The following is a 13,938-nucleotide window of genomic DNA, read 5'->3' as shown; positions in this document are numbered from 1 at the left end:
GACGCTACCGGGCCTTTTTTGCCTTGTTAAATCATTGCATTTAGCTGAGCAGCGTAAAGGCAATCATCCCGACAATGGCCCCGGTGGTGCCGAGGATGGTTTCCATCAGCGTCCAGGTTTTCAGCGTTTGCGCTTCGGTGGCGCCAGTAAACTTGCCGAACAGCCAGAAGCCAGCGTCGTTAACGTGAGAGACCACAATTGACCCGCCCGCGATGCAGATAGACAGCGCAGCCATCTGCGCACCGGAGTAGTTGAGCTGTTCAATTACCGGCATCACCAGACCCACGGCGGTTAAGCACGCCACGGTTGCAGACCCCTGAATGATACGCACCGCCGCAGCCAGCACGAAGCAGGTTACCGCAATCGGCAGGCCCATTCCGGTCAGTGCTTCACCCAGAGCCGGGCCCACGCCGGAATCCACCAGCACCTGCTTGAACACGCCGCCGGCACCGATCACCAGCAGGATAATACCCGCAGGCTGCAGCGCGGCACCACAGATCTCCATCACGCGGTCTTTCGGCATACCCTGGCGCATCGCCAGGCCGTAAATCGCCACCAGACACGCCACCAGAATCGCCGTGAACGGGTGACCGATGAACTCAAACCATTCGTACGCGGCAGAACCGACCGGCACAAAGCGCGCGGCGATGGTTTTCAGGCCCACCAGCACCAGCGGGAGCAGGATCAAAGAAAGGCTAAAGCCGAATGACGGCATTTTGCCTTCGCCCAGGTGCGGCTCGGTGATGTCGTCCGGAATGTGCAGCTCAACGTAACGGCTGATGAAATTGCCCCACAGCGGACCGGCGATAATCATCCCCGGGATGGCCGCACACAGGCCAATCAGGATCATCCAGCCAAAGTCCGCGTGCATCTGGGAGGCCAACAGCATAGGGGCAGGCCCGGGCAGCAGAAACGCCGCAGCCGCCGCCACGCCCGCAAACAGCGGAATGACCAGCTTCACGAGGTTAGTGCCGGTATGGCGCGCCATGGAGAAGGCGACGCTGATGAGCAGCACCACCGCCACTTCGAAGAACAGCGGCAGTGCGCAAATCAGACCGGCCAGGCCAATCGCGTAGTGCGCGCGGCTGTGCCCGAAGGATTTGAGCATTTTGACGGCAATCTGGTCGACCGCGCCCGTCTCATGCAGAATCTTGCCAAACATCGCGCCCAGCGCGACCACAATCGCCAGGAAGCCCAGCGTGCCTCCCATCCCTTTTTCCATCGTCGCGGCGATCTTGTCGAGCGGCATACCGGAAAAGAGACCTGCACCAATAGAAACCACCATCAAAGCAACGAAGGCGTGCATACGCGCCTTCATCACTAAAAACAGCAGCAGCAATACCGAACCCACTGCTGTCAAAACTAGCGTTAATGTACTCAAAACTTACTGCCTTTTGTTAATGACCTCGATGGTGCTGGCTACAACACCTTCCAGCGGCTGATCGATATCAACCACTAAGACGTCTTTTTCATCTTCACCCGGCTCCTGAAGCGCTTCGAACTGCGTCACCAGCATCTGGGTTTTAAAGAAGTGGCCTTTACGCGCTTTCAGACGGCTTTCAATCACCCCGAAATCGCCTTTCAGGTAGATGAACGAGAGGTTCGGATTGCCGTCGCGCAGCAGGTCGCGGTAGGTTTTTTTCAGCGCGGAGCAGACGATCAGGGAAACTTTGTTGGTGCGCTGCATCGCGAACGCGGCGTCATTCAGCGCCTGCAACCACGGTTTGCGGTCGTCGTCGTTCAGCGGCTCGCCGGAAGCCATTTTCATGATGTTGCTGCGCGGATGGAGGAAGTCACCATCAAGAAACGCAGCCTGAAGTTGATGCGCCACTTCGCTCGCCACGGCAGATTTACCGCTACCGGACACGCCCATCAGGACGTAAACGTGGTGATCGTGATTAGTCGTGCTCAAAGGGTGTCCCTCAGTCAATTGTTACGGGTAACAGTTATCGGTAACATTGTCCTGCTGGGGCAAAAGAGAAGCAATATCCAAACGTGCGCGAAGTGAATAAGTGTGAGCTACTTCAAATTTGTCAGTTCAAATAGATCCACCCGGTGACAAGGTGAAACCTAAATCTAACATTTTAGGGGTAACCGTCTCTCCACGAATGCGCGCCAGCAGGCGTTCTGCGCCAATGCGGCCCATGCGTTCACGCGGTGTCAGAACGCTCGCCAGACGCGGCTCCATCACCTGACCAATATCGTGGCCGTGGAAGCCGGCAATCGCCATATCCTCAGGGATCTTCAACCCCAGACGCTGGCATTCGAACGCTGCACCGACCGCAAGGTCATCGTTGGTACAGAAAATACCGTCCAGTTGCGGATACTCGCGTCGTGCCTGACGCATCAGCTCAATACCCGAGGTGTAAGATGAGGACTGCTCCACCATCACGCTGTACGGGGTTAAATTTGCGTCGAGCATCGCCTGCTCGTATCCCTTCTGTTTGATGATAGTACGTTCATCAAGACGCGCACCCAGATAGGCAATATGACGATGACCGCGGGCGATGATCGCCGCTGTCATCTGACGAGCCGCTTCAAAGTTATCGAACCCAACGGCGATGTCGAGGCATGGCGACTGGCTGTCCATGAGCTCCACCACCGGAATACCGGCGACTTCAATCATTTTGAGCGTGCGGGCAGTGTGGGTACGTTCGGTTAAAATCAGGCCGTCAATGTTCCAGGAAAGCATTGATTCAAGACGTTCCTCTTCCAGTTCCGGCTTGTACCCATAGTGAGCGAGCATGGTCTGGTAGCCAAACGCATCGGTGACGCTTTCAATGCCGCGCAGAACTTCAGCGAAAACCTGGTTGGTCAGGGAAGGAAGCAGAACGCCCACCGCACGGCTGGTCGCATTGGAGAGAATATCGGGGGCGCGGTTGGGAATATAACCCAGTTCATCAAGGGCGGCGGCAATCTTGCCACGCAACGCCACGGAAACCTGTTCCGGGTTACGTAAAAAACGGCTGACCGTCATTTTGGTCACACCGACGCGATCGGCGACATCCTGAAGTACGGGGCGTTTCTTTTTCATCGTCCTGAGAAATCTTGAAGTGAGAGATTTGCTCAGTTTATCACGGACAAAGCTCAACCTTCCCCGTTTAAAGGGAAGGTTGAGAAATTATTTAGACCGGAGGCAGGTCAAACAGCAGGATTTCGCTTTCGCTGTCGGCGTGTACGGAGAGCGCCTGCTCATCCCAGACGGCCAGACCATCGGCGGTGGTGGCTTTGGTGCCGTTGATAGACACTTCCCCTTTCACCACCTGGATCCAGACGCGGCGGTTGGCGGCAATCTGGTGCACGGACTGTTCGTCTTTCGCCAGCGCCCAGCGGTACAGCTCCATATCCTGATGCACTTTCAGGGAACCTTCACGCGCGTCCGGGGACAGCACCAGCTGTTTGCCCTGTTTCGCGTCGAAGCGGCGCTGCTCGTAGCGTGGCGTGATGCCGGTCTCTTCTGGAATGATCCAGATTTGATACAGGTGCAATTTTTCCGTTTTGCTCGGGTTGTACTCAGAGTGACGCACCCCGGTACCCGCGCTCATAATCTGGAACTCGCCCGCCGGCACCTGCTCTTTGTTGCCCATGCTGTCCTGGTGCTCAACCGCCCCTTCCAGCACGTAGGTCAGGATTTCCATGTCTTTGTGCGGGTGGGTACCGAAGCCCTGGCCTGCATCAATCACGTCGTCGTTAATCACGCGCAGCGCGGAGAAGCCCATGAAGTTCGGGTCGTAGTAGTCGGCAAACGAGAATGAATGCCATGAGTCCAGCCAGCCATGATTTGCGTGACCGCGTTCGTTTGCTTTGCGTAAGTAGATCATTGTTTTCACCCTCAGTTCGTTTCGATGGAGTAAGTGTGGACTCAAACGGTCGGGGATCATAGAGGGTGAAAATTGACTCCTCTGTTCAAAAATTATGAACAAGCCCAGAGGAGTCGTTTTTGCTTATTTCGCGAGGGTTACCGTGGCAGGAGAAGCCTGCTCGAATGCCCGTTCAAGGATTTCAAGGTTGGTCAGAACGTCAGATTCCTTGACGTAATTCGGCGCGCCGCTGGTGAGGGTTTCATACAGTGCATCGTAGACGCGGCCATAGTCGCCGGTTTCCGGTTTCAGCTCTTCTTTGACCGTTACGCCCTCATCGTTCACGTACTCCAGCACGCCCACGGAATCGTCCGCCGCAAAGCCCGGTTCGCCCGGCATGATGTTGGCCTTCAGGCTGGTCTCCTGCTGGTCAATGCCGTACTTAATGAACGAGCCTTTGGTGCCATGAACGATAAATTTCGGGTAGTCGATTTTCACCAGGTGGCTGGTTTTGACGATGGCTTTCAAGTCGCCGTAGAACAGCTGGGCCTCGAAGGTGTCGTCCGGGTTGGCTTTATTGCGCAGGCTGCGGATGTCGTAAGCCACGTGGTCCGGGCGGCCAAACAGGGAGATGATCTGGTCCATGGTGTGCACGCCCAGACCATAGAACGAGCCGTCCTGCGGCAGGCCGGGCTGGGTTTCCGCCACCGGGCGGTAATAATCGAAGTGGCTTTCGATTTCCACAATGTCGCCAAGCTTGCCGCTCTCAATCGCCTTTTTCGCCGTCAGAAAACAGCTGTCAAAGCGACGGTTCTGATACGGTGTGACGGTCAGCCCTTTGCTTTTCGCCAGAGTAAACAGCGCTTTCGCTTCGGCAATGGTCGGGGTGAACGGCTTTTCCACCAGCACGTTCTTGCCCGCTTCGAGCACGCGTTTCGCATAGTCAAAATGGCTGTCGGCGTGGGTGCAGACAACCACCAGCTTTACCTGCGGGTCATTCAATACTTCATCGAGATCGCTGGTGAAGTGAATGTGGGAGTACTGCGGGGATTGCTCTTCCGGCTTCGCGCGGCGGCGGTAGATATGGGCCACATGCCAGGTGTCTTTACGGTGGAGGACATACGGAAGGTGGTAACGCGTGGTGCTTTTGCCAAATCCAATAAATGCGCAATGTAGTGTCATGGCTCAGTCCTTTTGGAAGGTTACTGAATCTAACCATAACAAAAAAAAAGCCAGCGAGAAGCTGGCTAAAGTAATACTGGAAGCAATGTGAGCAATGTCGTGCTTTCAGGTTCCCGTAGGGGTCCTCCTGAATGCAAAGCAATAATAATCATTCTCATTCGCACTTGTCCAATACTTTTTGCAAAAAATAGCGGTTGACTCAAATTTTAAAGTCATTGATGTTGGAGGGGACTTTTAACCGACTGAGGAACAAGGAATGAGTGAGATAGTGATACGCCACGCGGAACCGAGAGATTACGATGCCATTCGTCAGATCCACGCCCAGCCGGAGGTGTACCACAACACGCTACAGGTTCCTCATCCCTCAGAGCAGATGTGGCATGACCGGCTAACCGATCAGCCCGGCATTAAACAGCTGGTGGCTTGTATCGACGGGACCGTCGCCGGGCACCTGTGCATTGCCGTCGCACAACGCCCGCGTCGCAGCCACGTTGCCGATTTCGGTATTTGTGTGGGTGCGCAATGGCAAAATCGGGGCGTTGCCAGCGCGCTGATGCGAACCATGATTGATATGTGCGACAACTGGCTGCGCGTCGATCGCATTGAGTTAACGGTATTTGTTGATAACGAACCCGCAATCGCGGTGTACAAAAAGCACGGGTTCGAAATTGAAGGCACCGGCAAGCGCTACGCCCTGCGCAACGGCGAATATGTGGACGCGTACTTCATGGCGAGAATGAAGTGACACACTCCCCTCTCCCCTAGGGGGAGAGGGTTAGAGTGAGGGGAATAATCAGTACCCCGCCGTTAAATCATCCACCGAACGCGGATCCGACGCGCCAAACAGCGCGCCGTCTGGCCCCACCATAATGCTCTGGGTGCTGCCCATCGCCTCTTTCACAGCCACCTTCTGTCCGCGCTGCTCCAGCAGCTTGATGGTGTCCGGGCTAAAGCCCTTCTCCACGCGCAGTTCATCCGGCAGCCACTGATGATGGAAACGCGGCGCATTGGTCGCCTCGGCGACGTTCATGCCAAAGTCGATGCTGTTCACCACCATCTGTAGCACGGTAGTTATGATGCGGCTCCCGCCAGGGCTGCCGGTCACCAGCCAGGTTTTCCCGTCTTTCACCACGATGGTTGGCGACATGGACGACAGCGGACGCTTCTTCGGCCCCACCGCATTCGCATCGCCGCCGACCAGCCCGTAGACGTTTGGCACGCCCGGCTTGGCGGAGAAGTCATCCATCTCGTTGTTCAGCAGAATGCCGCTGTTGCCCGCCACAATCCCGGTGCCAAAGGTGGTGTTGAGCGTGTAGGTCACCGCCACCGCATTGCCGTCTTTATCCACCACCGAGAAGTGCGTGGTCTGGTTGCTTTCATACGGCGCCAGCTTGCCGGGGCGGATCTCGCTCGACGGCTTAGCCTTGTTGATGTCGATCTGATCGGCAATGGATTTTGCATACGCCTTGTTGGTCAGCGCCTGCCACGGCACCTTCACGAAGTCCGGATCGCCGAGATATTCCGAGCGGTCGGCATAGGCGCGTTTTTCCGCCTCCGCCATCACCTGCATGGCATCTGCGCTGCCGAAGCCGAACTTGTGCATATCAAAGTTTTCAAGAATATTGAGGATCTGCACGATGTGAATGCCCCCGGAGGACGGCGGCGGCATGGAGAAGACCTCGTAGCCGCGATAGGTGCCGCTAATCGGCTCGCGCTCCACCGCCCTGTATTCCGCCAGGTCCGCTTTGGTGATAAGCCCGCCGTTCTTCTGCATCTCTTCCGCAATCTGGTCGGCAATCGCCCCTTTGTAGAACGCGTCCGGGCCGTGCTCCGCAATCAGCTCCAGGCTTTTGGCGAGGTTCTTCTGCACCAGCTTATCGCCCTTCTTCAGCGGTTCACCGTCTTTCCAGAAGATCGCCTTGCTGTTTTCGTGATTGGGAATGACTTCACTGCCGTAGGTCTTGAGGTCGTCCGCCAGGGCGTCATTGACCACAAAACCCTCCCGCGCCAGCCTGATGGCAGGCTGCACCACCTTGTTCAGCGGCATCGTGCCGTATTTTTCCAGCGCCAGCGAGAAGCCCGCAACGGTGCCCGGCGTGCCGGAGGCGAGGTGCGAGGTCAGAGATTTTTTACTGTCCGGGTTCCCTTGGTCGTCGAGGAACATATCGCGGGACGCCTGAGAAGGCGCCATTTCGCGGAAGTCGATGGCCGTGGTTTTGCCGTCTTTGGTGCGCAGCATCATAAAGCCGCCGCCGCCCAGATTCCCCGCCTGCGGATGCGTTACCGCCAGCGCATAGCCGACCGCGACCGCTGCATCCACCGCGTTACCGCCCTGCTTAAGAATATCGACGCCCACTTGGGTCGCCAGCGCGTCAACCGAGGCCACCATGCCGTGCGTGGCCCGCACGGGGTGAAAAACATCCTCCTCCACGCCGTAAGAGACGGGAGGAGCGGCGGGCGGGTTGGCCGCCACGGTAAATGTGCCGCCTGCCATCAGCGCGGCGATGGCGACCCAGCGCAAGAAGGTTGGTTTCATCATTATTGTTCTCCAGGTGAAGGGATCCATATTCCCCGCTTAAGCCTGGTTCACAACTCCTAAAAAATCATCGTCATGGTGAAATCAGGGTAAACTTAAGAGAGGCCTCAAGAGGAGGAAATGACAATGAAACGCTTGATGATTATTGCGGCGCTGATCCCGTTTGCCGCGCTCGCACAGCCACTCAACACCATGAACAATCCGAACCAGCAGGGTTACGTTATCCCGAGCCAGCAGCGTATGCAGACCGAGATGATGAGCCAGCAACAGCAGCAGAAAGGGATGCTCAATCAGCAGCTGAGAACGCAGACCCAGATGCAGCAGCAGAGCCTGCAAAACCAGATGAACGCCAACACCCAGCGCGTGCAGCAGGGACAGGTGCGCGAGCAGCCGCTGCCAAATAAAAACGGCGGGATGTTAGGGGGCGGGATGTCGCAAAGCAGCGGTCAGCAGCATATGCTGCCGACCCAGCAGAACGGCAGTATGCTCAATAAATAAATTTCGGGCCGATCTGGTCAATCGCATCGGTACAGATACTGTCCACGCCCCAGCGCAGCAGCTCGGCTGCGCGCTGGGGTTTGTTAACGGTGTAGACCAGAATATGCAGACCCGCGTCTTTCAGCATTTTCACCCGCGCCTCATCCAGCAGCTTGTGGTTCAGATGGATAGAAACGCAGCCTAAGCGGCCCGTCAGTTCACGCCAGTCCTCACGCCACTCGTCCAGCAGCAGCCCGCGCGGCAGCTCAGGTACAGCTGCCTGTGCGGCCTCCAGCGCGTCGGTGTCAAACGACGACAGCAGCGGCGCGGTCATGCCTTCCCACAGCTCGCGCGCGGCAAGGGCAATCACTTTGCCCGTCAGCGGCCCGGTGCCGGTGGTCGGTTTGATTTCGATGTTCGCCATCATGCCGTGCTGCCGACAGCGATCGGCCACTTCCGCCAGCAGGGGCAGCGGTTCGCCTTTGAACTCGCCGCTATACCAGCTTCCGGCGTCCACCTTCAGCAGATCGCGCCACGGCAGTTCACCCGCCACGCCCCAGCCGTTGCTGGTGCGTTCAAGGTTGTCGTCATGCAGCAGGAAAATTTCGCCGTCCTTCGACAGCTTGGCGTCGAACTCGATCATCGTGTGGCCGTAGCGCGCGCCGACATCGATCGCCGCCAGAGTGTTTTCCGGGGCCAGCTTACCGCCGCCGCGGTGGGCGACGACGTGGGGATAAGGCCAGTTGCTCATACTCGTTGTCCTGTTTCACCGTCAAAAAGGTGCAAATGGTTTTCCGGCAGGTGGAGCCACAGCGTGCTGCCCGCTTTCGGGCGCTCCTGATGCGCCAGGCGCACCACAATTTTTTGCTCGCCCCAGCGTCCGTGCGCCAGGTTATCTGCACCCAACATCTCCAGCGTGTCCATCACCAGCGGCACGCCGCCGTCCGCCTGAGAGGTTAAACCAATATGCTCGGGGCGGATACCGAGCGTCATCTTACGCCCGGCGTAGCCACGATAGTACCAGTTGATCGGCAGCGCCATCCCGCTTTCCAGTTCAAAGTGGGTGCCCGCGCTGCTGATGCGCCCTTCCAGCAGGTTCATCGCCGGGCTGCCGATAAAGCTCGCCACAAAGCGGGTGGCCGGTTTTTCGTACACTTCCACCGGGGTGCCAATCTGCTCGGCAACGCCTTTGTTCATTACCATCACGCGCTGGGCGAGAGTCATGGCTTCGACCTGATCGTGGGTCACGTACAGAGACGTTGTTTTAAGACGACGGTGCAGTTGCTGCAATTCGAGGCGCATCTGTACGCGCAGCTTGGCGTCGAGGTTAGACAGCGGCTCGTCGAACAGGAATACCGCCGGGTCACGCACGATGGCGCGCCCCATTGCCACGCGCTGGCGCTGGCCGCCGGAGAGCTCGCGCGGACGGCGCTTCAGCAGGCCGTCCAGCTCAAGAATGCGGGCGGCTTCTTTCACGCGCTCGTCGATATGGCCTTTGCCCATGCCGCGGATTTTCAGCCCCCAGGCCATGTTCTCTTCCACGCTCATGTGCGGATAGAGGGCGTAGTTCTGGAACACCATCGCGATGCCCCTGTCTTTCGGCTCCATCTCGGTGACGCGCTGGCGGTCAATCCAGATGTCCCCCGAGGTCACGCGCTCCAGCCCCGCCACCATGCGCAGCAGCGTGGATTTGCCACAGCCGGACGGGCCGACCATCACGATAAATTCGCCGTCCGCCACGTCGAGCGTCAGCGGCTGAATGACCTGGGTTTTACCGTCCCAGCTTTTGGTAACTGCCTGAAGTTTTAAACCTGCCATCTTATTTCTCGCTATCGACCAGGCCGCGGACAAACGCGCGCTGCATGGCTAAAACAATGACTACGGGTGGGATTAGGGTGAGCAGCATCGCCGCCATCACCTGGTTCCAGAGGGTGGTGCCTTCACCGGTGGCAATCATGCCTTTGATGCCCGCCACGGCGGTGCCGAGGTTGACGTCCTGAATAATCAGCAGCGGCCACAGGTACTGGTTCCAGCCGTAGATAAAGGTGATCACAAACAGCGCCGCAAGGTTGGTTTTCGACAGCGGCAGCACGATGTCGCGGAAGAAGCGCATCGGGGAGGCACCGTCGATGCGCGCGGCCTCAATCAGCTCGTCCGGCAGGGTCATAAAGAACTGGCGGAACAGGAAGGTGGCGGTCGCCGAGGCCATCAGCGGCAGGGTTAAGCCCGCGTAGCTGTCCAGCATCTTCAGGTTGGCAATCACCTCCACCGTCGGGAAGATACGCACCTCCACCGGCAGCATCAGGGTGATGAAAATCATCCAGAAGAACAGGTTACGCAGCGGAAAGCGAAACCAGACGATGGCGAAGGCCGAGAGCATCGACACCGTGATTTTGCCCACCGTAATGCCGAACGCCATGATGAAGCTGTTGAGCATCATCAGCCAGAACGGCGCGCTGTTGGCGCCCACGCCCTGGGTCCAGATGGTTTTCATGTTCTCGAAAAGATGCCCGCCCGGGATCAGCGTCATCGGCGTGTCGAACACCGCTTTGGTGTCCAGCGTGGCGGCGACAAAGGCCACGTAAAGCGGGAACAGGATGACGATAATCCCTAAAATCAGCATGGTGTGGCTGAAAATCGTCAGCCCGCGACGGTTCTCAATCATTGGTAGCGCACCTTACTTTCAACATAGCGGAACTGCACCACCGTGAGGATGATGACGAGGAACATCAGCACCACCGACTGCGCGGCGGAGGCCGAGAGATCCAGCCCAGCGAAACCTTCGCGGTAGATCTTGTAAATCAGCGTGGTGGTCGCCTGGACCGGGCCGCCCGCGGTGGCGGCGTCGATCACCGGGAAGGTGTCGAAAAAGGCGTAGACGAGGTTAACCACCAGCAGGAAAAAGCTCACCGGGGCGATCAGCGGCAGCGACAGCCTGAAGAAGCGCCGAATCGGCCCTGCGCCGTCAATTGCCGCGGCCTCCACCAGCGAGCGCGGAATGGACTGCAGCGCGGCAAAGAAGAACAGGAAGTTATAGCTGATCTGCTTCCACACCGAGGCGAACACCACCAGGAACATCGCCTGACCGCTGTTCTGGGCGTGGTTCCAGTCGTAGCCGAACTCTGCCAGGAAGTGAGTAATCAGCCCGCGTCCGGGGTTAAACAGGAAGATCCACAGCACAGCGGCAACGGCGGGGGCCACGGCGTAAGGCAGCAGCATCAGGGTCTGATACAGGCGGCTGCCGCGCACCACGTAGTCCACCAGCGCGGCGAAAAACAGCGAGGCAACAAGGCCGCTGACGGTCACCAGCGCGCTGAACCTGATCGTCGTCCAGAAGGAGTCCAGGTAGTAGCTGTCATGGAATAGCGCGGTAAAGTTGTCCAGCCCGACGAACTGGCTGGAGAGCCCGAACGGATCGACGCTTTGTACCGAGTACCACAGCGCTTCGCCCGCAGGCCAGATAAAGAAGATAACGGTGATGACCAGCTGAGGCGCGACCAACAGGTACGGCAGCCAGCGGGAGCGAAACACCGGACGGGATGAGGACATGGAGATTGGGTTCCTGAACAATGCCGGGTGGCGGCTGCGCCTTACCCGGCCTGGATGGGGCACGTCGTAGGCCCGGTAAGCGCAGCGCCACCGGGCGAATCACAGATTACGATTTGGTCGACTGCTCAAAGCGGCGCAGCAGCTGATTCCCGCGCTCTACTGCGGAATCCAGCGCCTGCTGTGGCGTTTTCTTCCCGGTCCACACGCTTTCAAGCTCTTCATCCACGATGGTGCGGATCTGCGGCATGTTGCCCAGACGCAGGCCTTTGGTGAACGGCAGCGGCGGCTTGTTCAGCATCTGACGCGTCGCGATATCTGCGCCAGGGTTTTTGCTGTAGAAGCCCTGCTCGCGGGTCAGGTCATACGCGGCTTTGGTGATCGGCAGGTAGCCGGTCTTCTGGTGCCACTCGGCGGCGTTTTCCGGCTTGGCCAGGAAATCGAGGAACTCGGCGACGCCTTTGTAGGTGCCCTTATCTTTACCCTGCATCACCCACAGGCTCGCCCCGCCGATGATGGCGTTCTGCGGCGCGCCCTTCACGTCAGCGTCGTACGGCATCATGCCCACGCCGTAGTTGAATTTGGCGTAGTGACGAATATCCGCCAGCGAGCCGGATGAGGCGGTGGTAATGGCGCAGTCGCCGTTGTAGAACTTCTCGGTGGATTCGTCTTTCCGCCCGAAGTAGCTGAAGTCGCCCTTCTTGTTCAGATCGGCAAGCAGCGCAATGTGCTTCACCTGCTCCGGCTTGTTGAACTCGAGTACCGCGTCAGTGCCGTCGAAGCCATTGTTTTTGGTGGCAACAGGCAGGCCGTGCCAGGCGCTGAAGTTTTCAATCTGGATCCAGCCCTGCCAGCCGCTGGCGTAGCCGCACTTCATGCCCGCCGCTTTCAGCTTCGCGGTGTATTCGGCCAGGTCCTGCCAGGTTTTTGGCGGCTGCTCCGGATCTAAACCGGCTTTTTTGAAGGCGTCTTTGTTGTAGTACAGCACTGGCGTGGAGCTGTTAAACGGCTGGGACAGCAGGTGACCGGTTTTGGAATCGGTATAGTAACCCGCTACGGTCGGCACAAACTGGGATTCATCGAAGTTGATGCCCGCCTCTTTGAACACTTCGTAGACCGGCTTGATGGCTTTCGAGGCCATCATGGTCGCGGTGCCGACTTCATACACCTGTAACAGCGCAGGCGCGTTGCCGGTACGGAAGGCGGCGATGCCCGCGCTCAGGCTCTGCTCGTAGTTACCTTTGTACACCGGCACAATTTTGTAATCCGGATGGGTGTCGTTGAAACGCTGCGCCAGGGAGTCAACCTCTTTACCCAACTCCCCTTCCATGGAATGCCAGAACGGAATGGTGGTCACAGCCATTGCGTTCGTCGCAAAAGCCAGACCCAGTGCCAGACCCAAAGCTGTGTGTCGTAACGATGTCATTGTCATCTCTCTTATTGTGCCGGATGCGCGATATCACGCGTTTTATGCTCGCGAGGTAACATGACATGCTCGAATGACAGAAAAATAACTGTTTGTTTACAGATAAGTGACAGTAAAGGGTCAGGGGGATGATGGTTGTGTGAAGGGAATTAGGTGCATGATTGGGTGCGGTCTGGTGCCCTCACCCCGGCCCTCTCCCACAGGGAGAGGGAGAAAACACTAAAAAAGGCAACTTGCGTTGCCTTTTTGCTTTTATCTACCCGCCTAAATACGCGCTCCGCACCGCTTCGTTCGCCAGCAGCGCGTCGCCGATGTCTTCCAGCACCACGCGGCCGTTCTCCAGCACGTAACCGCGGTCAGCGAGCTTCAGCGCCTGGTTGGCGTTCTGCTCGACGAGGAAGATGGTCATCCCCTCTTTACGCAGTTGCTCGATGGTGTCAAATATCTGCTGGATGATGATCGGTGCAAGACCGAGCGACGGCTCGTCCAGAAGCAGCAGACGCGGCTGGCTCATCAGCGCGCGGCCAATCGCCAGCATCTGCTGTTCACCGCCGGACATGGTGCCCGCACGCTGAATGCGGCGCTCCCACAGGCGCGGGAAGAGTTCGTACACCCACTTGATGCGGGTCTGGTATTCATCGCGATGGGCGAAGAAACCGCCCATCGCCAGGTTTTCTTCCACCGTCATACGCGAGAAGACGCGACGCCCTTCCGGGACAATCGCCACCGCCTCACGCATGATTCTGGCGGTCTGCCAGTCGGTAATGTCTTTACCATCGAACACAATCCGACCGCTGGTGGCGCGCGGGTCGCCGCACAGGGTGCCGAGCAGCGTGGTTTTGCCCGCGCCGTTGGCGCCAATCAGGGTGACGATTTCACCCTGATTGATGTGCAGGCTGACGTCGTGCAGCGCCTGGATCTTGCCGTAGTGCGCATTGACCTTGTCGAACGTTAACATCGCTTTTTCCATC

Annotated in this window: 14 protein-coding genes; 2 read left to right on the top strand and 12 right to left on the bottom strand. The window is 58.0% G+C overall.

Annotated features, from left to right (window positions below):
* Positions 1 to 40 precede the first annotated feature (40 nt).
* The 5 genes from gntU to IM284_RS13120 form a co-directional block, all read right to left on the bottom strand.
* Complete coding sequence (gene gntU / locus IM284_RS13140; protein ID WP_047366855.1) at positions 41 to 1,381, bottom strand: gluconate transporter; 1,341 nt, start codon at positions 1,379 to 1,381, stop codon at positions 41 to 43.
* A 3-nt stretch (positions 1,382 to 1,384) separates the two neighbouring features.
* Entirely contained in the window at positions 1,385 to 1,912 is a 528-nt protein-coding gene (gene gntK / locus IM284_RS13135; protein WP_045260947.1) for a gluconokinase, read from the bottom strand.
* Positions 1,913 to 2,038: 126 nt separating this feature from the next.
* Entirely contained in the window at positions 2,039 to 3,034 is a 996-nt protein-coding gene (gntR, locus tag IM284_RS13130; RefSeq protein ID WP_014882133.1) for a gluconate operon transcriptional repressor GntR, read from the bottom strand.
* Between the two features lie 91 nt (positions 3,035 to 3,125).
* On the bottom strand, positions 3,126 to 3,821 hold the full coding sequence (locus IM284_RS13125; protein ID WP_003861565.1) for a pirin family protein: 696 nt from the start codon (positions 3,819 to 3,821) through the stop codon (positions 3,126 to 3,128).
* 123 nt (positions 3,822 to 3,944) lie between these two features.
* Positions 3,945 to 4,982, bottom strand: a complete 1,038-nt coding sequence (locus IM284_RS13120; protein ID WP_047366854.1) for an oxidoreductase — start codon at positions 4,980 to 4,982, stop codon at positions 3,945 to 3,947.
* Positions 4,983 to 5,238: 256 nt separating this feature from the next.
* On the opposite strand from IM284_RS13120, the gene yhhY reads away from it, so the two are divergent.
* Positions 5,239 to 5,727 carry an N-acetyltransferase gene (gene yhhY, locus IM284_RS13115; protein ID WP_028015158.1) on the top strand — a complete coding sequence of 163 codons (489 nt, stop codon included), beginning with the start codon at positions 5,239 to 5,241 and terminating at the stop codon, positions 5,725 to 5,727.
* A gap of 48 nt (positions 5,728 to 5,775) precedes the next feature.
* Here the strand turns inward: yhhY and ggt are convergent, their stop codons facing one another.
* Positions 5,776 to 7,521, bottom strand: coding sequence for a gamma-glutamyltransferase (gene ggt / locus IM284_RS13110; RefSeq protein ID WP_074171895.1), 1,746 nt, complete (start codon positions 7,519 to 7,521; stop codon positions 5,776 to 5,778).
* A 123-nt stretch (positions 7,522 to 7,644) separates the two neighbouring features.
* Here ggt and IM284_RS13105 point away from each other — a divergent pair, with 123 nt between their 5' ends.
* Complete coding sequence (locus IM284_RS13105; RefSeq protein ID WP_045260950.1) at positions 7,645 to 8,016, top strand: DUF2756 family protein; 372 nt, start codon at positions 7,645 to 7,647, stop codon at positions 8,014 to 8,016.
* Here the strand turns inward: IM284_RS13105 and ugpQ are convergent.
* The 6 genes from ugpQ to livF form a co-directional block, all read right to left on the bottom strand.
* Positions 8,006 to 8,746, bottom strand: a complete 741-nt coding sequence (gene ugpQ / locus IM284_RS13100; RefSeq protein WP_047366853.1) for a glycerophosphodiester phosphodiesterase — start codon at positions 8,744 to 8,746, stop codon at positions 8,006 to 8,008. The two genes, IM284_RS13105 and ugpQ, sit on opposite strands and share 11 nt — an antisense overlap.
* The gene (locus IM284_RS13095) at positions 8,743 to 9,813 is read right to left on the bottom strand and encodes a sn-glycerol-3-phosphate import ATP-binding protein UgpC (protein ID WP_047366852.1); all 1,071 of its coding nucleotides are present in this window, start codon (positions 9,811 to 9,813) and stop codon (positions 8,743 to 8,745) included. Before IM284_RS13095 ends, ugpQ begins: the two co-directional genes overlap by 4 nt.
* Before the next feature lies 1 nt (position 9,814).
* Entirely contained in the window at positions 9,815 to 10,660 is an 846-nt protein-coding gene (ugpE, locus tag IM284_RS13090) for a sn-glycerol-3-phosphate ABC transporter permease UgpE (RefSeq protein ID WP_028015153.1), read from the bottom strand.
* A complete protein-coding gene (gene ugpA / locus IM284_RS13085; RefSeq protein WP_047366851.1) occupies positions 10,657 to 11,544 on the bottom strand; it encodes a sn-glycerol-3-phosphate ABC transporter permease UgpA in 888 nt (295 codons plus the stop codon). Before ugpA ends, ugpE begins: the two co-directional genes overlap by 4 nt.
* A gap of 106 nt (positions 11,545 to 11,650) precedes the next feature.
* Positions 11,651 to 12,967, bottom strand: a complete 1,317-nt coding sequence (gene ugpB, locus IM284_RS13080) for a sn-glycerol-3-phosphate ABC transporter substrate-binding protein UgpB (protein WP_023310025.1) — start codon at positions 12,965 to 12,967, stop codon at positions 11,651 to 11,653.
* A gap of 256 nt (positions 12,968 to 13,223) precedes the next feature.
* Positions 13,224 to 13,937 carry a high-affinity branched-chain amino acid ABC transporter ATP-binding protein LivF gene (livF, locus tag IM284_RS13075; RefSeq protein WP_082131782.1) on the bottom strand — a complete coding sequence of 238 codons (714 nt, stop codon included), beginning with the start codon at positions 13,935 to 13,937 and terminating at the stop codon, positions 13,224 to 13,226.
* Position 13,938: the final 1 nt, after the last annotated feature.

This window comes from Enterobacter cloacae complex sp. P12RS (assembly GCF_014895875.1).
Taxonomy (GTDB): Bacteria; Pseudomonadota; Gammaproteobacteria; order Enterobacterales; family Enterobacteriaceae; genus Enterobacter; species Enterobacter bugandensis.
Note: the sequence above shows the minus strand (reverse complement) of the source record. Positions and strands in the feature narration are given on the sequence as shown.